Origin of the sequence: Nocardia blacklockiae (assembly GCF_015477355.1) — a bacterium.
In the GTDB taxonomy this organism is placed as follows: Bacteria; Actinomycetota; Actinomycetes; order Mycobacteriales; family Mycobacteriaceae; genus Nocardia; species Nocardia blacklockiae.
Genome location: NZ_JADLRJ010000002.1, coordinates 45,535 through 66,905, shown reverse-complemented (window position 1 = coordinate 66,905; position 21,371 = coordinate 45,535). Strand labels below are relative to the sequence as shown.

28 protein-coding genes and 1 pseudogene are annotated in these 21,371 nt (G+C 66.5%); 16 read left to right on the top strand and 13 right to left on the bottom strand.

The annotated features are described in order from the left end of the window. Positions 1-101 precede the first annotated feature (101 nt). Entirely contained in the window at positions 102-509 is a 408-nt protein-coding gene (locus IU476_RS06400; protein WP_195097724.1) for a hypothetical protein, read from the bottom strand. A gap of 20 nt (positions 510-529) precedes the next feature. Continuing rightward, complete coding sequence (locus IU476_RS06395; RefSeq protein WP_195097721.1) at positions 530-757, bottom strand: hypothetical protein; 228 nt, start codon at positions 755-757, stop codon at positions 530-532. Positions 758-966: 209 nt separating this feature from the next. On the opposite strand from IU476_RS06395, the gene IU476_RS06390 reads away from it, so the two are divergent. After that, entirely contained in the window at positions 967-1,323 is a 357-nt protein-coding gene (locus IU476_RS06390; RefSeq protein WP_195097719.1) for a type II toxin-antitoxin system prevent-host-death family antitoxin, read from the top strand. A gap of 111 nt (positions 1,324-1,434) precedes the next feature. Here the strand turns inward: IU476_RS06390 and IU476_RS06385 are convergent, their stop codons facing one another. The 5 genes from IU476_RS06385 to IU476_RS06365 form a co-directional block, all read right to left on the bottom strand. Further along, entirely contained in the window at positions 1,435-2,535 is a 1,101-nt protein-coding gene (locus tag IU476_RS06385) for a hypothetical protein (protein WP_195097716.1), read from the bottom strand. A 248-nt stretch (positions 2,536-2,783) separates the two neighbouring features. Then, complete coding sequence (locus IU476_RS06380) at positions 2,784-3,605, bottom strand: hypothetical protein (protein WP_195097714.1); 822 nt, start codon at positions 3,603-3,605, stop codon at positions 2,784-2,786. Between the two features lie 3 nt (positions 3,606-3,608). Further along, positions 3,609-4,502: a hypothetical protein gene (locus IU476_RS06375; RefSeq protein ID WP_195097713.1), complete on the bottom strand. Its 894-nt coding sequence runs from the start codon at positions 4,500-4,502 to the stop codon at positions 3,609-3,611. 444 nt (positions 4,503-4,946) lie between these two features. Further along, complete coding sequence (locus tag IU476_RS06370; protein ID WP_195097711.1) at positions 4,947-5,984, bottom strand: hypothetical protein; 1,038 nt, start codon at positions 5,982-5,984, stop codon at positions 4,947-4,949. A 23-nt stretch (positions 5,985-6,007) separates the two neighbouring features. Next, on the bottom strand, positions 6,008-6,490 hold the full coding sequence (locus IU476_RS06365) for a hypothetical protein (protein ID WP_195097708.1): 483 nt from the start codon (positions 6,488-6,490) through the stop codon (positions 6,008-6,010). Between the two features lie 742 nt (positions 6,491-7,232). On the opposite strand from IU476_RS06365, the pseudogene IU476_RS35935 reads away from it, so the two are divergent. The 3 genes and pseudogenes from IU476_RS35935 to IU476_RS06355 all read left to right on the top strand — a co-directional run. Beyond that, positions 7,233-7,289 (top strand): annotated as a pseudogene (locus tag IU476_RS35935) (hypothetical protein); the annotation flags it as partial. A 78-nt stretch (positions 7,290-7,367) separates the two neighbouring features. Then, positions 7,368-7,916 carry a hypothetical protein gene (locus tag IU476_RS35930; RefSeq protein WP_228823456.1) on the top strand — a complete coding sequence of 183 codons (549 nt, stop codon included), beginning with the start codon at positions 7,368-7,370 and terminating at the stop codon, positions 7,914-7,916. A gap of 262 nt (positions 7,917-8,178) precedes the next feature. Next, positions 8,179-9,438 carry an HD domain-containing protein gene (locus tag IU476_RS06355; RefSeq protein ID WP_195097706.1) on the top strand — a complete coding sequence of 420 codons (1,260 nt, stop codon included), beginning with the start codon at positions 8,179-8,181 and terminating at the stop codon, positions 9,436-9,438. 254 nt (positions 9,439-9,692) lie between these two features. On the opposite strand, the gene IU476_RS06350 is transcribed toward IU476_RS06355, so the two are convergent. Continuing rightward, positions 9,693-9,884, bottom strand: a complete 192-nt coding sequence (locus IU476_RS06350) for a hypothetical protein (protein ID WP_195097704.1) — start codon at positions 9,882-9,884, stop codon at positions 9,693-9,695. A 240-nt stretch (positions 9,885-10,124) separates the two neighbouring features. On the opposite strand from IU476_RS06350, the gene IU476_RS06345 reads away from it, so the two are divergent. Next, positions 10,125-10,430 carry a hypothetical protein gene (locus tag IU476_RS06345; RefSeq protein ID WP_195097702.1) on the top strand — a complete coding sequence of 102 codons (306 nt, stop codon included), beginning with the start codon at positions 10,125-10,127 and terminating at the stop codon, positions 10,428-10,430. An 80-nt stretch (positions 10,431-10,510) separates the two neighbouring features. Here IU476_RS06345 and IU476_RS06340 read toward each other — a convergent pair whose 3' ends face one another. The 5 genes from IU476_RS06340 to IU476_RS06320 all read right to left on the bottom strand — a co-directional run bounded on the left by IU476_RS06340 (position 10,511) and on the right by IU476_RS06320 (position 13,773). Then, positions 10,511-10,672, bottom strand: coding sequence for a hypothetical protein (locus tag IU476_RS06340; RefSeq protein WP_195097700.1), 162 nt, complete (start codon positions 10,670-10,672; stop codon positions 10,511-10,513). Then, on the bottom strand, positions 10,669-11,031 hold the full coding sequence (locus IU476_RS06335) for a hypothetical protein (protein ID WP_195097697.1): 363 nt from the start codon (positions 11,029-11,031) through the stop codon (positions 10,669-10,671). The genes IU476_RS06340 and IU476_RS06335 overlap by 4 nt, the downstream gene beginning before the upstream one ends. 104 nt (positions 11,032-11,135) lie before the next feature. Then, positions 11,136-12,230 (bottom strand): DNA recombination protein RmuC, encoded by a 1,095-nt coding sequence (locus IU476_RS06330; RefSeq protein ID WP_195097695.1) that lies wholly within the window; start codon positions 12,228-12,230, stop codon positions 11,136-11,138. Positions 12,231-12,422: 192 nt separating this feature from the next. After that, complete coding sequence (locus IU476_RS06325) at positions 12,423-12,806, bottom strand: DUF397 domain-containing protein (protein ID WP_195097693.1); 384 nt, start codon at positions 12,804-12,806, stop codon at positions 12,423-12,425. 10 nt (positions 12,807-12,816) lie between these two features. After that, entirely contained in the window at positions 12,817-13,773 is a 957-nt protein-coding gene (locus IU476_RS06320; protein ID WP_228823298.1) for a Scr1 family TA system antitoxin-like transcriptional regulator, read from the bottom strand. Positions 13,774-14,116: 343 nt separating this feature from the next. Here IU476_RS06320 and IU476_RS06315 point away from each other — a divergent pair, with 343 nt between their 5' ends. The 11 genes from IU476_RS06315 to IU476_RS06265 all read left to right on the top strand — a co-directional run bounded on the left by IU476_RS06315 (position 14,117) and on the right by IU476_RS06265 (position 21,263). Next, complete coding sequence (locus IU476_RS06315; protein WP_195097691.1) at positions 14,117-14,470, top strand: hypothetical protein; 354 nt, start codon at positions 14,117-14,119, stop codon at positions 14,468-14,470. Between the two features lie 62 nt (positions 14,471-14,532). Further along, the gene (locus IU476_RS06310) at positions 14,533-14,694 is read left to right on the top strand and encodes a hypothetical protein (RefSeq protein ID WP_195097689.1); all 162 of its coding nucleotides are present in this window, start codon (positions 14,533-14,535) and stop codon (positions 14,692-14,694) included. Then, the gene (locus IU476_RS06305) at positions 14,694-15,023 is read left to right on the top strand and encodes a hypothetical protein (protein ID WP_195097687.1); all 330 of its coding nucleotides are present in this window, start codon (positions 14,694-14,696) and stop codon (positions 15,021-15,023) included. The genes IU476_RS06310 and IU476_RS06305 overlap by 1 nt, the downstream gene beginning before the upstream one ends. A gap of 6 nt (positions 15,024-15,029) precedes the next feature. Then, positions 15,030-15,251 carry a hypothetical protein gene (locus IU476_RS06300; RefSeq protein ID WP_195097684.1) on the top strand — a complete coding sequence of 74 codons (222 nt, stop codon included), beginning with the start codon at positions 15,030-15,032 and terminating at the stop codon, positions 15,249-15,251. Between the two features lie 192 nt (positions 15,252-15,443). Continuing rightward, positions 15,444-15,881, top strand: a complete 438-nt coding sequence (locus IU476_RS06295; protein ID WP_195097682.1) for a hypothetical protein — start codon at positions 15,444-15,446, stop codon at positions 15,879-15,881. Continuing rightward, positions 15,878-16,876 carry a PALP domain-containing protein gene (locus IU476_RS06290; protein ID WP_195097680.1) on the top strand — a complete coding sequence of 333 codons (999 nt, stop codon included), beginning with the start codon at positions 15,878-15,880 and terminating at the stop codon, positions 16,874-16,876. The genes IU476_RS06295 and IU476_RS06290 overlap by 4 nt, the downstream gene beginning before the upstream one ends. Before the next feature lie 50 nt (positions 16,877-16,926). Next, on the top strand, positions 16,927-17,166 hold the full coding sequence (locus IU476_RS06285) for a cold-shock protein (RefSeq protein WP_195097678.1): 240 nt from the start codon (positions 16,927-16,929) through the stop codon (positions 17,164-17,166). A 60-nt stretch (positions 17,167-17,226) separates the two neighbouring features. Continuing rightward, positions 17,227-18,156 (top strand): hypothetical protein, encoded by a 930-nt coding sequence (locus tag IU476_RS06280; protein WP_195097676.1) that lies wholly within the window; start codon positions 17,227-17,229, stop codon positions 18,154-18,156. After that, positions 18,144-19,154: a TetR/AcrR family transcriptional regulator gene (locus IU476_RS06275; RefSeq protein WP_195097674.1), complete on the top strand. Its 1,011-nt coding sequence runs from the start codon at positions 18,144-18,146 to the stop codon at positions 19,152-19,154. The genes IU476_RS06280 and IU476_RS06275 overlap by 13 nt, the downstream gene beginning before the upstream one ends. Continuing rightward, a complete protein-coding gene (locus IU476_RS06270) occupies positions 19,141-20,367 on the top strand; it encodes a helix-turn-helix domain-containing protein (protein ID WP_195097672.1) in 1,227 nt (408 codons plus the stop codon). Before IU476_RS06275 ends, IU476_RS06270 begins: the two co-directional genes overlap by 14 nt. Beyond that, a complete protein-coding gene (locus IU476_RS06265; RefSeq protein ID WP_195097670.1) occupies positions 20,364-21,263 on the top strand; it encodes a phosphotransferase enzyme family protein in 900 nt (299 codons plus the stop codon). Before IU476_RS06270 ends, IU476_RS06265 begins: the two co-directional genes overlap by 4 nt. The last annotated feature ends 108 nt before the right edge of the window (positions 21,264-21,371 follow it).

Sequence of the window (21,371 nt, the reverse complement as noted above, 5' to 3'; positions counted from 1 at the left end):
GGCAGCCTTGGGGACGGTGGCTGCCGGACGGGCGTATCGTTCTGCGGCGGTGCCGGGCAGATATCGGCTGCCCGGCACCCCACGGCGGATGGTGGCCGGTCTCAGCCGGCGTCGGGGGTGACGATCGCGATCGTCGGTGCGCCGTCGCGGTCGTCGTCGGCACGGACCATGAGCGGACACAGAATCGGAATGCCGGGAAGCCGTGGCAGGCAGTGCACCGTGATCGGGATGGGACCGTGGCCGCGGTGCCGCGCCAGCATCAGCGATGCCCAGGCCAGTACGGTTCCCAAACGTTTGCGCTCGAGGTCGGCGCGCTGCCGGGGATCGGATTGTGTCGGTGCGGAGACTGCCCGGTACCAGGCGGGCACGCTCATGGCGACCGCCGAACCGCGCGGCCACGCGAAACCTCCTGCGGCGTAGGTCACGTCGTAGACGAACGTGTCCGCGAACCGACCGGGCTTCGGAAACTCGATATCGACGGTCGGGCGGTCCCCGGCCCCGGTCGGCATCCCGGTTACTGTTTGCCTGTTCACGGCTGCTCGGATCCGTCGAATCCGCGGGGAAGCCCGCGTTCCCTGAGCAGGGTCAGCAGCAACTGGTCCAAGGTTTCGGGCGTGAAGTCCACATAGGTGAAATCGTTGTCGCAATCCCAGGCCACAAAAGTGTAGAGGCCCGCCTTCTTACCGATTTCGAAGAGGTTGTCGTCGATGTCGACGAACGTGCCAAAAATCTCGCGCTGAGGGGGAGTCGGAGGCATGTGTATTCCCTTCTGATGACCTGGAATGGCTGAGGTGATGAACCGCAACTCACGCGGTCGCTCCTCATCGACTGACCTGTTGGTGATAGTTCCTCGCCGACAATCAATATACAGATTAGACAGATTAGACACAACTGGGAGATTGGAATTGGTGTGAATGCTGGTGGCTTGTCTGCTGTTCGACCTGTCTGAACTGTATAATTCGGCCGGTGAGCAAGGTGACCGTGACGGACCTGCAATGGAAGTTCGCCGACTATCTCGACGAGGTCAGCCGCGACGACCGTCAGATCGAGGTGACGTACCTGGACCGTCCGGGGGATTCGGTGATGCTGATCCCGTCGGCGCAGTGGGCCGCGCTCCGCAAGCTGGACGGTTGTGAGGTCGCCGAGTCAAAGGTCAACTACGTGAGCATCACCCAAGCGCGCCCCGCGCTGGGTGCGCTACGCGTGTCGGTGATCGAGGACGGGATGCATGTGGTGATCAAGCGGCGCGCGAACGAGCGCGCGGTCATGGTGACGCCGCAATGGCTGCGCCGCGCCGAGGAGACGGCTGCCGCCCAGCCGTAGAGCCGTGAGGCCGGTGCCCGGCCCGGTGGCAACGGCAGTCCACGACAACGCCCCCGGAGTCTGCCGAAGCAGCGCCCGGGGGGATCGTCACGGGTTCGCGCCGTGGGTAGGTCAGATCGCGGAACCGGCTGGTCGCACGCCCAGACGGCGGCGCGGGCGTGCGAGATCGCGCAGGGTGCGCGCGGTGTCGCGGCGACGCCGGAATGCAACGGCCGTATCCGCGGCGGTCACGCCCGCATACACCGCGCAACTCATCGCCAAGGGCAAGGCGGGGACCCCGGGCGGGAACTCGGCGAGACCGGAGAACAGCAACCCCGCGGGGACGGCCGCGGCTGCTGCGCTGGCCAACCCCACGTACATGCGCCAGCTGTTGCTGCGGCGATCGCGCCGGGCACTGGCGGTCAGGGTATCGACCAGGGCGTCACCGAGGCGGGAACGCAGGCACCGGAGAGCCGCCGCGACGGCCGCGATCTGCGGTTCGGGCTCGCCGCCGTGCCGCCAGCTGTAGCGGTCCAGCATCAACCGGCCGAACATCTTCTCCGCCTCCGACACGGCAACCTCGATATCGTCGCACTCGACGCCGCGCCTGCCGTGCGCCCACCGGTCGAGGACGGGACATTCCTCCGGGTCGGTCCATGCAGCGAAGATGATCTGCGCGTGTTGCATGCTCGGTAGGAAATCCGAGTGGTCGGATGCCAGCGAGCACAGGCAGTCGTATATCGCCTTCCGTGCGTCGGCGGCGGTGTAGTCGATCCACTTGCAGCGGTCCCAGGACACGAGGTGTCGGCCGCACACCCAACAGCGGGTATCGGGGTCGGTAATCGACACCGCCGTCGCGCAGCCTCGGTCGGGGCAGTACCGCATGCAGTCCAGATCCCGGCACGCCTGGATCTCGGCGTCGATACCGGGTTCGTGCTCCCCCGGGTCGACGCCGACGAGGACCGACCTGCCGGACTCCAGCTCGCGCAACGCGCGGACGTAGGCGGGGCTGCTGGTGTTGTGGTACTCGGCGGCCAGGCGGTCGAGATCTTCGCCGTCGGCGTCCACAGCGCCGGTGCGGGCCCACTCGGTGAGTCGATCGGCGAATTCGCTCAGCGCCGCATCGGCTTCCTCGGTCCACGACGGCTTCTCGGTCTCGACACCGGCGAATACGTGGAAATGTAGTCGCAACGGTGGCTGCCGCAGCAATTGCAAATGAGCATGGTGACGCATAGTTCTCCTTCGAACGAGAGGCATGTGAATACGTAATTGCGCATTCGACAGCGCGATGGGCGGTTGATCGCCGTGTTCCGAAATTCGATCCGGCAGACCGTAATATACGGATTAGACAGATTAGACACAAGAGGTGCCGGGGAGCGCGACGGCGTATTGGTGTTCAACATCTGGCCTCGCTCGAGGCGACGGCGCGACCGCCTGATGGTGACGGTAAGGCTGGGTTGCCCGGCGTCGTCTGGTCAGCCCTACGGTGTGGATGTTCGCAGATGCCCTGTGCGGCTTACTGGTTCGATGTGGAAGCTGGAGACGGTGAGGAGGCCCGTGGGCTCGACGCTGCCGGGCAACGGCGGGCGATGATCCTGGGCCAACGCCCGGAGCTGACGCTCCGTGAGCGAAGCGGCGGTGTCGAGCTGCTGGCGCAGCGTACCGGTATAGATGCTCGCGACGGTGTATCCATCAATGGAAATCTCAAGTCCAAACGTGTCGTCACGACCGGTGCGGACACTGCCCTGCATCCGGTCGTTGGACACCGAAATGATTGCTGTGGAAGGCAATTGACCATAGACGGCGTAGGTCGTGCTGCCCTGGCTGGCGACCGTGGCCCCGGAGACGCACGCGGCGGCGACGGCGGCGATCTCGCGGGCATACCGGTGACGGAAGAAGTCGAACAAGTCGTCGGACTGGGACAGCGCCTCGAAATCGGCCAGGCTTGCAATGTCGCGGCTGTAGCGGCCCGGTTCGAACTCGACAGTGACACCGAGTTCACGGGCCCGGGTCGTAAACTGGAGGTACCGGTGCCGTGCCTGTTCTCGGGACTCGCCGGACTCGGCGTTGCGCGAGAAGACGAATCGGGTCCCAACCCGTCCTCCAATGCCGGCGCTGGTGCGTACCGGATAGACGATCACCCGGTCGTCCTCAGGGAACATGCCTGCCAATGTCCGAGCTCGTTCCAGGGTATCGACAGTGATTGATGCCCTTGCCGTCACATGCCCTCGCTCGAAGCCATGCACGTCGTGCACGGCCGAAAGTGACATTCGAAGCTCGCTGAAGTCGGGCCGAATCGGCATTGATTACTCCTGTTCTGCAGAATGGCCGGGAACCGAGGGTTGATATGACGTGGGCTCGGCGGCGTCGCGCGGGTGCAATTCCACTGCGGCCCGTTGGTCGACGGGCCGCCAGTATCGGGTGCGGTTTGTGAGGCCCGGTCCGGTGAGGGCTGCGGCGAGGCTGTCGAGCGCCGTGAGGAGGTCGACGCGGGTCACCGTCACGTCGAGCCCCTCGTCGGTGGCGTCGTCTCGGGCGTCGGCGGTCCAGGGCTCCGTGTCGGCGTCCGGATCGCGCTTGAGTCCCGGCTCCGCATTCGACAACTCGGCGCTGACGGCTCTGGCGCCGATCCTCCCGAGTGGCACGCTGATCACGACAATCCCCTCGTCGAGATGCCTGATCCGGGCTGTATACCCGGCACGTCGAAGCCGAGTGAGCTGTTGCTGATAGCGGGCCTCGAAGTCGGTGGCGATTGCTTCATTGAATGCGGAATCGAACTCGAGGGCGATGGCGTACAACAGGTTCCGAGCGATCAGGCGCGCCGACTCGGCAATTCGGGTGATGCATTCAGCGCCTACATCACCCTGGTCGATCGCAACCGGACCAACGTGCAGGTCGCAGTGCCGTGCCCATGCGTCGGATTCGGAAACATCTGCGCGATGGCCTGTTCCGGAGGTGGGGATGCCGAACAGCTTGCCTTCGCGCGAGTAAAAGGCACCCAGCGGTGATGCGCCACGAGCGATGAACATGTCGACGAGGTCGATCGCGCGGCGGCGCACATCGAACAGAAAAGCTTCTCCCGGAGACTTCTCCGGCGGGCATCGGCATCGAGCCATCTGCGCCAGCTGTGGCAAATATAGTGCATTCAACGCTTCGGCAATCCGGGACGATTCGTCGCGCGAGAAATGAGTCAAATGCATGACTGCTCCAATCGTGGCTGAGGAGGGCCGACGTGCGCTCGGTGTCGAGCCTCGTCTGCACCGGTCGTGCATACAGATTAGACAGATTAGACAGATTAATGCAAGGCGGGTGAAGATTTAGTCCAGTCCGAACAGCGGCGTGGTGGTCGGCGTGCACCGCTGGCCAGATCGACGGACTGATCGGTGCACCCCGCTTGCGCGCCTAGTCCTACTTTCGTTCACGGGCTGGGCCGCGCTCATCGCGGCCGCGAGCCGCCCGACCCGCCTGCGTGGTGCCCGTCCGCAGCGACGTCGATGCTGGCTCGGCAGGGGATCAAGGGTCCGCCGTCGGCGTAGGCGCGCGGCGGCGCAAGTGCGGACACGATCATGGGGGAATCCCTTCGCGGCGAACGTAGTTGCTAGCCGGCCTCGATGATGTCGCAGAGGTATGACGCGAAATGCCGCTCAGGTGCGGGTGCGAGCCTGTCCTTTGCGTTCTCGCCCGCGTTCTTCTCTTCCGCCGCGGGTTGATCCGGCCTCGGGCGGCTCCCGGTGTGGTGACTCGACTCCGGGTGTCGGCCGTGTCACCCGCATCAGGTCGCTGACTTCCCGGGCCATGTCCCCCGGCTGGCCCTTGGCGGCCAGTTCGCGTTGTCGCTGGGCTTGCAGTGCGAGACGGTCAGCGGCTTCGCGCTGGAGTTTCCTTGCGGCCTCGGCCGCTGCGCGCTTCCTGGCGTTCTCGGCCTCCAGGTCGGCCGTCTCCCGCTCACGCGCGTTCCCGGCGGCGTCGACGTCTCGATGACGCCCGGTGTCCTCGTCGGTGTGGTTATCCTTCCGGGCTAGGAGTTCTCCGAGAGTGGGGAACTCCCGCGCCGCTTCCCGCGCGGCTCTGGCTTGCACTCGGACGCGTTCCTCGCGAGCCTTGCGCTCGCGCTCGCCACGCTCCCGTTCTTCTTTCGCCTTGGCTTCTCGCTGGCGGATGATCTCGCGAATATTCGCCAGCCGCTTCCGGGCACGGTCGGCGCGGTCCAGCTCGTACGCGCGGACGAGTTCGAGTTGCTTGGACACCAGTGACCGGCCGAGTTCGATCGCTCGAAGCGCATCGGCGCGAGAAATTATCTCGTGGTGGAACCTGCCCGGAAAGTCCCGCTGCAAGGCGCGTATGTCGGCAAGTACAGTCGCGGGTATCTTTTCCCCTGCGACAGTCTCCCACCGACTGTGTGTGATCTGCCCGGAATTAAGGGCCTCACGCTCGACCTTTAACTGCTGCCGGGTTTCCCGTTCATTTATCCGCCCAGATTTTCGTTCGACGTTTCTCGTGCCCCGACCTTCGGTGCGGGCAGAATCCAATACGCGTGTATTCCGGCCTACCTTGATTGCAAACTGCCTTACCCAGCCCCTTTCGGGCGTCTCGCCGCAAATCCGCGCGCGGCCAATCTCAAAGAACAACCCGCGTTCGTAATTTGACAGTCCGCGGCGAGTTGCGTCGTAATCGTCGGGCACAGCTCCCCCCTGGCTGGGCTACATCAGATGGCTTTTCCAGCCTTTTGGATACTGAACTCGACCATGCTCGGACCGTCATCGTCGAACAGCCATTCCGCGATAGATTTCAGTGATGCGCCATCGCCAGTTGCGGCGTCGTGCACTGCCGGGCCGAAGTCGCCGAACAAAGGTGGTATCAATCCGTAGTCAGTGTCTTTCGTCCATGTCATCCTGGGATGCCGACGAATACAGCACTCCCCTATGAACCGGACGAACCTGTCGGCGCTCTCACTGTTCTCCCGCGCGATGAAACCCTCCCAATCACCGAACAGCTGTTTTGACGCTTCAAGGATGTCGAGCAGAAGCGGATGCTTCCACCACTCGTCTGCGTAGTCCGCGATCCCTGGCACAGTGTCAGCGAGGAAGGCGCGTACCTGTGCCTCCATATTCTCGGGTTCAGCCCATTCCAGGAATGCTTGTGTCTTGTCATCGAAGTCGATATCGAATCCGATTTGTTCGTCGCTCACTGCTTTCCCCTCGCGTCGGCTGTACCGGTACGCGGAGCCTATCGGGTCCGGCCGGAACCGGGCGTGACTCGTCCAGCGTCGATCAGCGCCTGGAACGCTGCCCGTTTCCGGCCGCAGTCCGCTACCCGACACTGGCGATGCTGCTGCATCGCCTCGTGCGCCTGGTCGGGCGTGAACGGCTCGGCCGGCGCATCCGTGGGTCCATCCGACCGCGGTCTGCTCGCGGTGTATCCGCTCTCGGATCTCTTCCACGGTGTTGCCGTGGTTGCGGTTGCGCCACCTCACCCGGAGCGTCCTTCTCGATTCATCGTTCAGCGAGCGAAACTGCGTCGCGGACAGAGTGTTTCGATGTGGGCGACGTACAAGATCCCGTTCGGCGCGAGCGGGGCTCCCTGCCGAGCGGGCCGGGATCATAGCCCCGAGATGTCCTGCGAGGCAGGGGAGGTGGGCGCGATCGCACCTGGCAGCGTCGGTGATCTCCGGCGCTGCCGCCCCATCCAGCGCGGTCGGTCGATATCGCATCGGTACTCCCACCCGTCTGGTCAGCGTGTTGGAGGCGGCCACCGGGGGGAGCCGGACGGGGGTGGTTGTCGGCTACGGCCCTCTGTGGCGCGCCTTCCAGGTTTCACGTGATCTGCTCGAGACGGGCGCGGGTTAGCGTTAGCAGGTGTTTGCAGATGCGGATGTGACCGGGCAACTGCTTCGCGAGCTACGCACAGTGGCAGGAATCGGCCTGCGTCAGATGGCTACGCGTATCCATTTCTCGGCCGCGTATCTGTCTCAGATCGAGAGCGGTAAACGGCCGGTGTCTCCGGAGGTGGTGGCCGCGTATCGCCGTGTGCTGAACGAGGATCCCGTGACGGCGCGAGTGTCCGCCATGAGAACGGACCCGGACGGGACCGGAATGTCGGACGTGACGGTGATTCTGGAACGCACCCGGCACCTGGAGCACCGGATAGGGGCCGCCCCGGTTCTTCCGGTTGTGCGCGGGATCGACAGTCTGGCACGGGGTTTGGACTACCGATTGGCGAGCGAGGTGAGCCGATACCGTGGCTGGCTGGAACACGCTACGGGTCAGCGCGCTATCGCGGACAAGATTCTCACCGACGCGGCCGCCATGGCACAGGACGGGCCGCAGCGAGCGCACGCGCTATCGTTCCGGTCACTCACCGCCAGGCATGAGGGCGACCTGGCGAAGGCACTCGACCTCGCCGACGGAGCACTCGCGGAGGACGGAGTGCACCCGGCGCTGCGAACATTCGATCAATACTGGCGCGCCGAGCTGCTGGCGCGGCGCGGAGATACGCGTGCGGCGGCCAAAGCAATAGCGCCGGATTCCCCGGAGACCGACGAACTCCCGCCGGGCGGGTATTGGTACACCCGGGGTTCCTGGCCGTGCAGAGAGGCCTGGTGCTGTCCTGCATAGGCCGGGTCGCCGACGGCATCGAGGAAGCGACTCAGGGCCTCGCAGCGATGCCACCCGAGCACCGAGGTACCGACTGGCTGAACGTCATGCTTCAACAGATAGACCCCGAGCTGACCGACGCGGCAGCCTGATCCCCAGCCGGCCCCCGCCGGTCCGCGCGCTCTGCGCGCTCTGCACGGGCCACGTCGGCGTCGCAACGAACTGTCGATGCGAGGTCGAATGGATATGGTCCTCGACATGGGCTGTGCCGATTTCGACGAACTTGAGTTCGCTTGGGCTGCTGGCTGTCCAGATCGTCGTCGCCGAACGGCTTCCCGCTCTCGCCCCGCGAGACGAGGGTTCAGCCGCGGCCGACTCCGGGCCGGTCGCTCCGGCGCATTCGGAGGGAACTGACGAGGGCGTCGAATGGACCGCCGAACTCGCGGAGCGGATTCTGCGGGCGGCGACCGCCGACAGTATCCGGCTGGTTCGAGCTTTGGTCACCGAGGGCGGGTCGGCGAGCCTCGACCGGCTCGATGAGCTCACCGGCGGCATCGCGCCGCGGCCGGCTGTGCTGTCGCTCAATTCCGCTGCCCGCCATGAGGGTATCCGGTACCGGTTGCCCGAGCGTCGGCTGATCCAGGCGTTCCGCGGCCCGAACTCGGCGAAATCGAAGGTTGTCGCCTACGCGCTACCCGACGGGTCACTGCCGGCGTTCGCCGCCGCGATCGGCAACATGGCAGAACTCCACCGCCGATTCGGGCACGAGGAGGTGGGCTATCCGGCCACAGCGCCGAATGACTTGCGCGGCAAGCGTTTACAGGCTACGAGTCCCGCGATGGCCGAGGTAGTCGATACTGTGGCGGTGGAAGAATCCGACAACCCGGTGGCCGGTTCGAACATGAACAACCAGGGCGCCGCCGTCATCTGCGGCGCGAGTGCCGACCGCAGCGACCCTGTCGCTCGGACCACCGTGTTCGCCTACGAACTCGGCTACCTCAAGTTGCTCAGCCGCAGCGGGTGGCGCCGGTGCGGTATCCGCGACGGTGAGGATGTCGCCGGACATTCGTGGCGAGCCGCGATCTTGTCGTATGCGATCGCGGTCGGCGAGGGCGCCGACCCGGAACACGCCGCGGTGCTGGCGTTGTTCCACGACATGCATGAGGCCCGTTCGGGTGATCCCGACGCGGTGACCAGGCTCTACAACGACACCACGCCGCCCGCTGAGATCGTGGCCGATCAGACGGAAGGACTGCCGGACCAGCTGGCTCGGCGGATCCGTGCTGCCGTCGACGAACATGAGAGCGCCAAGACCGAGCAGGCCACCCTCGAGGCCCGCTGCTCCCGCGACGCGGACAAGCTCGAGCTGCTGATGCAGGCCCGCGAATACCAGGAAGCAGGCCGCGCTCCTCGCCTGATGCAGCGCTACATCGACTCGATGATTCCGATGATCACCACTCCGACCGGGAAGGCGCTGCGGGACAGCGCTCTGTCGGCGCCGCCGAGTACGTGGTGGGACGGCCTGGCACGCCCAGCGGATTGAGCGCGGCACGACAACGGACAACTCTGTCGACGGGCGTGCTGGGGGTGCTTGCGCGGGACCTGTGTGCCGGAGCGCCGCGGCTGGACTGGCATGGACGTATTCTGGTTCCGGCGGGCGCAGATCTCGGGTTTCGGTGTCCGCCGCGGCATGCTGGACCGCTCCCCGCGGATTGCGGTTCCTGTGAGGTGCCCGCCGCGACTTCCCTCGGGCCGGGGTGGGCACCGTTCATGCAGGACGGCGATGTCGCGGTGCGCTCAGCTGTTGAGCCAGGCATTGATCTGGTCGAGGCTCCCGGTGACCAGGGGTGCACCGTCGGTGATATCGAGCAGATGCCACAGGCCGGGCACGGCCTCAGTGCCGCTGGCTTGCTCGAGCCGGTAGCCTTTGCGGCCCGCGCGAGCGGCGACCATGCGCACCGGGCTGGCTGCTGGATCGAGTTCGGGCATGTCCACCGTCCCTTCGGCGCGTCGACAGACCAACCACCACATCAGCAACTCTCAGGCAACAGGATAAGGGCATGGCAGAAGCCCGGAACCAAAAGTGATGAAAACTCACGGTTAACTCCTCGCCTGCAGCCCCCTGGCGAGGGCCGTGAGGCGACGGCGAGCGGTGGGCACGCATGCTGACACGAATTCAGCGGGCGCAGTGGGGATTTCGTGTCGGTGGGTGGCCGTATTGTGCGGTTCATGACCGACATCAGCCCGCTGGCCGCGTCGGTGCGGGCGACATTCGGCGACCCGGGAGTGCACGCGGTCGTCCACCACGGCCGCGTCGTGCACGCGGTGCGCATGGGGCGGTGGATCGGATCCGAGGAAGCGCCGGAGTTGATCTGCCATACCGGTGTGGCCGGGTGGTCGCCGGATGCGCTGCAACCGACTCGCGCGGAGGTCAGCTGTGGCCGTTGCCTGCGGATCCTCGGCGGTACCGCACCCGCAACAGGTGCGTCGCAGTTGCCGCTGTTCGACCGCGACTGGCACACCGGGGCGGCGTAGCGTCACCGCGCGCCTTGCGAGGGCCGAAAGGCGTTGCGGCACAGCGGGTGTCAGGAGCAGAGTGTGGCCGGACGCTGCGATCAGCGCTCGGCGGCGATCCGGCGTAGAAGTTCCGCGGCGTTGGCGTCGGTGAGCAGGGGCGGCACGTCCTGGTCCGGGACCTCTTCCCAGGCGAGATTCGTGCGGTTCAGGATGTCGGCTGCCTGTTCGGGTGTGGATTCGGGGTGACGTGGTCGATTCATTGTCCGCGGTCCTCATGCTGATCACGCAGTCGTCGGTCGGCCCGTTCGAACAGAGCGTGGACGCGCTGCTCGGCGTCGGCGATCCGCGAGTCGGCAGGTTCGTCATCGTGGCTGCCGCGCTGGTGCCAGGCATCTTCGGCAAAGGTGCGGGTTTCGCGCTCGGCCTCGGTGACCCGGCCGCGCAGACGGTGGTATTCGGCCGCGGAGGGTTGGTAGTCCCAGACCACCGCGGTGCGGACACCGTCGCTGAGCAGACGGTGACGGCAGGCTGTGGCGATCCAGGCGGAGATGTCGCCCCCGGCCGCTTGCTGGACGTGCGCGAACAACTGGTCGTCCATCGAAATCGTTGCGGTGACCATGCCGGACAACGATAGCCCGCAAGGTTCGGCGGCCTAGGGCTATCGTGTGAAGTTCTCTCCCTGGTGCGCTGAGAAGGCGGCGGCCGCCTTCTCAGCGGGCAGGGTCAGGCGGTGCGAGCGCCGCCGTCGGTCTCGGAGCCGCCGTCGGTCCCGGCCCCGACTGCAGAGGGGAACGCCGAGGTCGGCACAGTGCGCTCGAGCGTGGGCAGGTCTTCCAATGTCTCTTCGGCCCTGCGCAGTTCGGCCATCTTTCGGGCCCCGGGGAGCAGGCGGCTGTTGAACGAGCGGATCGTCTTGTCGTAGGCCTCGACGGTCTTGCCGAGTGTGGCGCCCACGGTGTTGAGGTGCACGATGAAATTGGTGATGCGCTGATACAGGTCGCTGCCGAGCTTGTCGATGCGGTCGGCGTTCTCGGCGAGGGCCTGCTGCTGCCACATGTAGGCCACCGTGCGCAGTGCCATGAGCAGGTTGGTCGGAGTGGTGAGGATGACTTTTTTGCGGATCGCGTCGTCCCACAACCCGGGGTCGTGGTCGAGCGCGGCCTGCAGGAAGGCCTCCGCGGGCAGGAACATCACCACGAACTCCGGAGTGCAGGAGAACTGCGCCCAATACTGCTTGGCCGCAAGCTGTTCGACGTGCCGGCGGACATTGCGTGCATGCGCGGCCGCGCGCTCGGCACGCGCGGCGTCGGTGTCGGCTTCCTGCGCCTCGAGGAAGGCACCGAACGGGGCCTTCGCGTCGACGACGATCGTCCTGCCGCCGCCGAGGTTGACGACCATGTCCGGGCGCAACGCGCCGTCGGCGTCGACGACGTGGACCTGTTGCTGGAAATCGACGTGCTCGATCATGCCCGCTGCTTCCACGACGGTGCGCAATTGCAGCTCGCCCCATTGGCCGCGGGTGTTCGGTTTCCGTAGCGCGGTGACCAGTTGCTCGGTCTGCTTGCGGAGCTGCTCGTTGGTGTAGTTCGTCGCCTTCATCTGCTCGGTCACCGCCGAGAACGCGCCGGCCCCGGTTTCCTGGAACGTCCGCACCTGGGTGTGGAGTTTGTCGAGTTCTTCGCGCAGCGGCACGACCATCGCGTCGAACGCGGCCTTGCGCTGGTCCATCTCACCGGCGGTGGCCTGTGCGCTGACCTGGGTCATCTCGGTGAACCGCTGGATCAGCTGCGTACCGGACTGCGTCAATACCTCAGTCACGCCGCCACGAGAAGCGACATCCCCGCCGGTCGAGGTGACTGACGGGGATGTAGTCCTACCCGCTAGGCCGCTACTAGGGGATCAAGCGGCCGCAGGCTCGTGTGTGCGGATGCTGCGAGCGCGAATGGCCCCGCCGGCAGCGGCCGACCAGCTGTCGGCCTGTCGGGCAGTCACCAGGTCGGCTACCGCCGATCAGGCTGCCGAAGTGGTTCGGTCGAACTCCTGCTTCTGAATACCATCGCGGAAGGCGTGCCACTCATGCGACCAGTAGGTAAGCGTGATGGCGTCAGCGTGGAGGGAGACGCTTCCGTCCGCGGCGTATTCGATCGACGGAAGCCCATCGAAACCTGCGGTCCCGCCATCCAGAACGATGTCGAGAAACCGGCTCCACAGACGGTCGGAAACACTGATCGTCGGCTGACCAGATTCACTCTGACGGTTGCGAGGATCGCGGAGATACTTGCTGTCGCGAATCAGCCACACCTCACCAGCGTCGGCTACTTCAACGCAGCTGGACGACGAACTGGACAAGGTCGCCTTGAACCAGTGAAGCTTTGCGGTGGCGCTGACGTTCATGTCGATGATCCTACTCACCTGCTGTTTTATCCCTATCCATACTAGAAGCGAGGTCCTTGAGGAGTCCCAAGGAGTCCTCGCGGCTGAGCGATTCCTGCTGCAGGTGGCCGAACACGGTGGTCATGTTCCGCACTCGCTGCTGGTCTTCTATGAGCTCGTCGTGTGTCGGCACCTCGCTCCACGCGAGGGTGGGCAGACGAGGCCGGGCGAAGTCGAGGATGTGAAAAGTCGAGATTCCCCGGATAGCGCCGGTGTGGGAGGTGAAGGGCAGCACGCGGAAGTCGATGGTGTCGCGATGTTCCCCGAGTACGACAATCAGGTGCTGCAGTTGATTGCGCAGCACATCGGGGCCGCCGGTTTGCTGCCGCAACGTCGCCTCGCTCACGACGACGTTGAGCCGCAACGGATCCTCGCCCGAGAGCCGCTTCTGTCGCTGCAATCGGGCCTCGATCCGCTGCTGCACCTCGATCTGGCGGATGAAGAAGGTGTCACCGGTGATGAGCGTGCGTGCGTATTCCTCGGTCTGGAGTAGGCCTGGGATAAGCAAGCTTTCGACAGTGCTGATCTCCTCGGCGCCGTACTCCATTCCGAACAGCCGCAACTGCTGCTCGGAAAACAACCCCTCGTATTCCGACCACCAGCCACTCTCGCCAGCAAGCCGACGGGCTGCTATGAGCTCGTTCTGCTCTTCGTCGGTGAATCCAAGCAGCTGAAGCAACTCGATCAGCTTGTCCTCCTTGAGGATTCGCTGATCGCGCTCAACTTTCGGCCAGTAGGTCGGCGAAAACTTCAGGGCCCTCGCAATCTGCGGCCCGGTGATTCCCAGCTCGTCCTTCCGCTTGCGGGTGCGATACGACAGTTCCCAACGCGCTACGGCAGGCGATCTCGGTGCCATCGAATCGTTCCTCTCCTCCTGATCGGGGGCCAGCGGAACCTTAGCATCCCGACCAAGAATGACAGCTGTCATTCTTGATGCTACAGATATGGCGTGAACATCTTGACGGCACAGTAGCTAGCGTCCTAGCCTCACTTGTGTCGGTCATCACAGAAGAGAGCCGACGACCGCAGAAGCAGGGGTGATTGGCCATGCAGCCCACTACACGATGTGACCTCGCGGCGAGATGTCCGGACCGTGCGCCGACCACACCGGCTGGATCGGCAAGTGCTGATAAAGCGGCGGCCGCCGAAAGCGCTATCGAGCTCGATTGGCTCGTCGACTACGCAGGCGGAGAGCGCTGGTACGTCCAGGGTTACGAACGGTCGAGCATCAGGGGCCGCCCCGCTGACGATTGTGAGCGGGGGACCGTGTGATGGCTGTCGAATGCACGGGATTCAGCATCACCAGCAGCTGCTCCGAGGTGTCGGCCGTCTCGGTCGGGGATGGCCTGTGGGTGTTCCGGGACCGATTGCGTGGTCGCACGTTGACCGCCGAGCAGGCCCTCACGCTCGTTCAGTTCGCCGATGCCATCTGCAGCAGAGAGCTCGCTCCGTTGAACGACCCGATCTGGCAGGAGTGGGAGGCATCGCTCCGGCCGGTCGGGCTGTCGGTCCGGGAGGTCATCTTCCTGCTCGCTCTGCCCTTCAAACTTCCACCGCCGACGACGCTATTCGCGGGGGAATGCCCCGTTAAGAAGGGGAGGTTGGCGCGGTGGCTCCAGCGGTAATGCTTGTCTACGTCGGAGACGACCTAGCCCAACCCAGATGGCGCGATCACGACCTGCTTCCGATGGTTGTCGTTCCCGTGGCCCAGCGGTACGGGCGGATGCGGCCGCGTGAAGGCGACGACACTTTGAGCTGGTGCGCGCTGCCGCTGGCGGCGGCCTGGACGGAGATGGTGGCCCAGGTGGTCCAGGTGCATCGCGATGTCGTCGCCGAAGGTGCGTGGTGATGACGACCGGCCGGGCGTTCGGGATTGTGCGCGAGGACATCTCGCGCACGCTGACCAGTACGCACGTCCGCCAGCTCGGGGAGCTGGCCGCAGCACGGCGCCTGGAATTGTTCGATGAGGTGCTGGTGGCGGCGAATTCGGCTCGGTTCGGGCAATTGCTCGCGACATTCCCTGACGGGGGGATCGAGACCCTCCTGATCCCGTCACTGCTGCACTTGTCCGACGGCTGGGTGGACGTGACCCGGCGTCAGGCCGATATCTGGACGCTGGATCCACTAAAACGATGGCCTCGGGTGCGTGTACCGATGACGCGGACGATCGCCGGGTGAGCCGGGATGGGCGAACGCGATGTCGACAAATGCCATGTGGTCGTGGAGTTCCCAACAGACGAACTCCCCATCGTGACGGAGTACCAGGCAGGACGGGAAGCAGCGCGGCGCTTCGCGAGCGCGATCGAGGCCCGGGACATCGCGCACGTCCGCATCGACGACAACCTGCCGCCCGGCCTTCCGGATCTCCCGTGCGAACGGCTCTGGACGGGCCCGGGAGCGGGCTGAGCCGCTAATTGTTGACCGAAATTCCTTGAACAAACTTCCTATTTCTCAACTGTGAGCGAGGGCCTTATGTCTGCTATTTCACTGCTATCCGCCCCGCCCGAGACGACGCGGTATCTGCGGCCGGCGGAGAGTGCCGGGAGCCCGGCGACCTATCGCGTGTGCCGGGAGAGGTACCGGCAGTGGTACGAGCCGGTGTGGCTGGACCAGCACACGAAAGCGTTGACGATCCGCACCACCGGTGTGCGGGCGTTCATGACACGGCCGCCGTCCGAGGAGGAGCTGGAACGTATCCGGACGACCCTCGAGAGCCCGGTGCCGGTGTTTCTTATCGGTGCCGCCACCGTCCGTCCTCTGTCCGTGTTCCTGGCCGTGGCACCCGGGACGCAGGACGATTCGATGCTCGTGGACGCGGCGGCGATGCGTGCGGGAGTCACGGCGGTCGGGCTGGGCGCGGAGCTCGCGCTGCCGACCCCGGGAAACCGGCGCCGGCAATGGCTGGACGGCTTGCCCGAGTATGAGCTGCCCGAATGCACCCGGCTGATCGGTGCCCTCGCGGGAGGTGCGCGTCGTGTCCTGGCCACGGACACTTCGGAGCGGACCCGGTTCCGCGAACTGGTGTACACGGCGTGAGCACCGGCGGAATCGGCTGGCAGCCCCACATCGTCGATGCCTGGACCGGCATCGCGGACACGATCCGGCCTGTGCACTTCGAGGACGTCGACCCCGCCGCGCTGCCGCGTTCGGTGACCGGCCGTGTGGTGCTCGTCCGGGAGCACAAGCAGCACAGCGGATCCGTGCACGCGCGCGGCGCGCTGTGGTTCCTGCGAGCGACACGGGCCGCCGGCGAGCTACCCGCGGCGGGTGTCGCGATAGCGGCGCGCACGGAGTCGGTGGCCGCGGCGTGGGCGTGGGCCGCGCGCATCGAGAACGCTCCGGTGGCGCTGTTCGTCCCGGCGCTGCCCGCGCCGACGGTGGGATGGCTGCGCGGCGGGCCGGTGACGGTGGAAGTAGTGGTCGACGGTGACCCGATCGCCTGCCGCGACGCCTATGCGCGGGAGGTTGGGGCGTTGGTGCCGGGCCCGGGGGATCCGCTGCTGGCGGCCGGATCGGGCACGTGGGTGACGGGCATCAACTCCCTGGTCTGGCGGCTCGCGACGGTGATGGTCCCGGTGCTCGACGGCGCGGACGGCGGGGGCCTGCTGCTGGGCACGGTCACCGCAGCGCACCGCTTCGGGATCAAGACGGTGCTGGTCGCCGTGGAAGGTGCCGCGATACCCGTTGCGGTGCAACGGGTTCTGTCCGGTGATTCGACGGAGTTTCCCGGGATGGTGTCCGACGGGCATCGGGTGAGCCTGGAGCTGGTGACGGTGCCGGAGTCCGCCGTCGAGGACGCGGTGCGGATGCTGCGGCAGCGGGGCCGCGCGGTCACCGCCGAGGGCGCGCAGGCGTGGGCGGCGGTGACGACAACGATCGAGCAGCCGCGCAGCTGTTACCGCCCTGCCCCGGCCGAGTCGGTGGCCGTGCTGCTGGCAGGTCCGCCAGCCGAAGCTGACACCGCCGAACGAGTGAATCCGTATCGGCTGCAACCGAAATCAGCCGCGCCCGGTGCCGATACCGGCCGCTGACCAGGTGCGTACGACGACTATTCGAGCGACAGGAAGACGGAGGAGTCACGATGCGAAGCGGCGTGGTGAAGTGGTTCGACGACGAGAAGGGCTACGGATTCATCGCCCCGGACGACGGGCCGGATGTGTACGTGCATCACTCCGACATCGTCAGCGAGAGCCAGGGACGCCGGACCCTGCGCGGCGGGCAGCGCGTGACCTTCGAGGTCGACTCGGCCTGGCCCAAGGGCCCGAAAGCCGTGCATGTCCGCCCGGCCGACGACGCGCCAGGGGAGCCGTCGCGTGGCTGAACGTGTGCCCCCGCCGCGGCCGGTCTCGGTTGTACGGGAGCCGATGTGTGTGGAGAGAACATGGCCGAGTTCGGCCCGCGGGCACACCGTGTGCTCGGCGAGACCGACAACGTCGAGGTCGACCGCGACGCGGCCGACTGGATTGCAAGACAGGTAGGAGAGATGGTGCCGACCGGCCCGTGGCCGAAAAGACATGACTGCCAACACGATCCCGGACCCCTGGAGTCGTGGGTCGTTGCCGCACTGTGCGAGCAACTCTCCCGGACGTGTGATCCGGACCGGTGCAAGCTGCGTCAGCGCGCGAAGGAGCGGCTGGCCGCCGACACGCTCGGGGGCAACGCGGGGCCGGCGGACCTGTTCGATGGCGTGCTGGCAGGCGATTCCGGCGGTGACCGCGCCGACCTCGAGGTCTGCACCGAGGGGTTCGACGTGTGGGTGGCGCGCCGGACATACCGCCGTATCACGACCGCCAGGCAGCAGCGACCGACGATGCCGTTCGAGGTCTGCTGCATTGATCTCGGAGTGCTGACCGTGCGCAGTCTGGGCGAGTCGATGCTGGCGTTGCACGAGCGGTGCCACGCCGAGCGGTGCTGGCCCAAACGTCGAGCCTTGCAGGTGCTGCGGCCGGGCACCTACGGCGATCCGCCGCCGCGCTGCGGTGTGCCCGATGCCGAGATCTCCGCGGCCGTCGACGGCTACCTGCACGCCGCCGCCGACCGGGCCAGCGCGAGCGCCCGATTTCAGCGGTCTCGTTCGGCCACTGACGCGGAGGCGCTGCTGGAGGCACTGGACCGGTTCGCGTGGGCATGCCGCCGCCGAGACGCCACGTTCCTGCAAGCGTTACCCGATACCGGGTCGATCCCCGCCGCCCTCATCCGGAAGTTCGATCTAGCGGTCGTCGAAGCGATCCGGATCGCCGGACACGGCCCGCGCGGCGAGTCCGTACTCCTCGCCTCCGAGGCGAAAGGTGCCGCGGGATGGCGCGATTGAGCAGAGCACAGTCCCAAGCGCTCACCCGGCAGCGGATCGTCGCCGCGGCGCGGAAGGAGTTCGGCCGGGTCGGCTACACCGCGGCCCGGATCGACACTATCGCCGACCGCGCGGGATTCACCCGCGGCGCGGTCTACGCCCACTTTCCCAGCAAGCGTGTGCTCTATCTGACCGTGCTCGCCGACGATGCCGAGCGCACCCGGTCGCGGCGGGGGCACGCGGAATCGCCCGATGCGGCGCTCGCCACGCTGTCGCGGGTATGGCTGGAATCGCCGGTGCTGTCACTGACTACCACCGGCCTGGCCGCGGAAATCGCCCGCGCACCGCACATGGCCGCGGTCTTCACACGGCTCAGGCGACTGTCGGCGGTCCTCCTCAGCGCCACCCTCCACGAACTCGACACCGCGACACCGGATTCCGACGCCGACCGGCAGGCCCGCCGCTGGTTGACGGTGGCCGACACCGCGGTGACCATGATGACCAGTCACGCCGTACGCCGGGCACTGGATCCCCGCCACGTCGCCGACGTCGACGCGCTGAGGCTGCTCACCGGTCTCGACTACGTGCCTCTCGCACCGATCCAGCCAGGAAACGGGGCGAGCGCGCCGCGCCGCACAGACGGCGGCGCGGTGTGGACACCACCGCGTAAAGCCCGCGACCTGATCCAGGCTCGCACCGCCCGATTCGACCGACACGGCCTGCTGGTCATCGTCGGCATGAACCGGCTGGCTGCCGACCTCTTCGCGCCGGTCCTGCATCCGCCGCGCCGCAACCCGGTCACCCTCGTGCTGACCACCCGCGATCACGAACTCGCGCTGCTCGCCCGGTGGGTCGTCGCCGACACCGCGGCGGCGCTGCGTGCCACGGCCGCACGCGCTCTGCCGCCAGCGCAGGTCGTCGTCGACACTGGCGGCGCGATCGCTGCCGCAGCCGGCGTCGACGACGCCGATGACGACACCGAGGTCGTGGCGGTCGGGAGGTTCGATGAACGGAAATAGGAACGCTTTTGGCCGCGAGGTACGCCGGCTGCGTGAAGAGCGCGGTCTGACAGTCGGAGAACTCGCGGCCCGCACCAACTATGCTCGGCAGCATATGGCTCGGATAGAGCAGGGCGAGCGCCTTCCGACCTCGAAGATGGCAGCACGTCTCGACGACGTCTTGGAGGCCGACGGAGCACTGCTCGCCGTGTGCGCGGCGCAGGCTTTGCAGCAGAGCCTCAATACAGCGGCGGACGAGTCCGCAGAGTTGACACGGCTGGCACGCTACGAACCGGTCAGCTCGCTGACGTTGGACAACCTGGCCGCGCGAGTGTCTGCGATTGCGCAGGGCTACGTCCATAAGGCTCCACTTCCCCTGGTGAACGAACTGCTGAGCACCCGCTCTCTGATCCGGCAGGCGCTGCTGATGGGACCTCGCCCGCGGCGAGCGCGTGAGCTATATCTGCTGGCAGCGGTGACAATGCAGCTGCTGGCTGAATGCACCGACGATCTCGCGGGCGATACGGCAGCAGCGATGAAACACGTCTCGGCGGCGGAGTCGCTGGCCGCCGATGTAGGCCACCGTGGTCTCGAGGCGTGGATCAAGGGCACGAAGGCGCTGATCGTCGAATGGTCCCCGACACCGGGCGCAGCGCTGTCGATCTTGGAGGACGCCACCGGATGGGCCCCGCCGGGCGACCATCGAGTGCGGTTGTGGGCGCTGCGGGCGCGGTGCGCGGCCCGTGTCGGCGACATTGCCTTGGCCCGCTCCTCGGCCGCGCGCGTGGTGGCCGCGGCCGAGGAAGCAGCCGCCGGCGACGAGGTGAACGCGTTCGGGGGCGCCATGCAGTTCCCGCTGGCGAAGATGGCCTACTACCTCGGCGGTACGTATCGGCGTATCGGCGACCACGGGCAAGCCGAACTGTGGGCACTCAATGCCATCCAGCGGTACGCCTCCGGCCCGGAGGATCGGCGATCCTACGGCGACGAGGGCCTGGCCAGAATCGATGCCGGTCTCGCGCGGATCGCGGACAATGAGCTCGAGGGAGCGGGTGACGTGTTGAAACCGGTGCTCGAACTTCCCCCCGATCGCAGGATTGCCCCCATCATGGAGGGGATGCGTACCGTCACCGCTGCCCTGCGGAGCCACCGCCACACCGACGCCCCGGTCGCGAAGAGCTTGATCGAGGCCACTTCTGCGTACTCCACGCGCCTGACTCCCGCCGTGCGATGACGGGGCTCTCGCCCGATTCCGTTCTTCTCATCGCCTGCGAGCATTTCGGGCTCGATCACGGCGATGCCCGGCTGATCCGAGCACATGCCAATGCCGTGTACCTGCTGCCCGGCGAATCGGCCGTCGTCCGGGTCGGCCGCGTCGAGCAGAACGGTGCGCGAGCACGCGCCTCGCTCGAGATCACGCGCTGGCTGGCCGCCCACGGCGTGCCCGTAACCGAGCCACTGAGAAACGAATCGGTCGACGTCGACGGCGCCGTGGTCACCGTCTGGCGCTACTATCCCCAAGGCGACCGGGGTGAGCCGCCGATGCGCGCACTGGGCGCCATCCTCGCCCGGCTGCACGGCCTGCCCGCACCACCGTTCTCCCTGCCCCAGTACCCGCCGTTGGCCGGATTCCTTGCAACGCTGGACGATCCGGAGTATCGGCAGGCGCTCGACCCGGGCGATCTCGCCTGGCTCGCTGACCGCGCGCACGACCTGCTCGACCGCTACCGCACGCTCGATTCGCGCTTGGGCGTCGGGCTGATCCATGGCGACCCGTACGCGGGCAACACGCTCTGGGACGGCGATTCGCGGGTCGTGCTCGGCGACTGGGACGACGTCAGTATCGGCCCGCGGGAGCAGGACCTCGTCGTCGCCTGTCACGACGTGCGATTCGGTGCCTCGGAGCAGGATCTCGAGGAGTTCTTCGCCGCCTACGGCCGTGTCTCCCTGAGCGAATTCCGCACCTGGGACAGTGTGAAGATCTTGTTCGCGATGCGCGACCTGCACACTCTCTTCGGCTACATCCGGCGCGCGGCGGGCGGGGATGTCGCTGCCGCTCGCGAACTCGCTCATCGTCTACGCACTCTGCGCGACCCCACCGCTGAGCCCGCGCTGTGGACCTCCCTCTGACACCGTACAGCGGCTAGCGAATTCCCGGCGCTGACCAGCGCACCAAGAACTGGACAACTGACTGGTTCGGCCGATCTATTGTCGGCCTCGCTGCGACAGTTCGAAAAT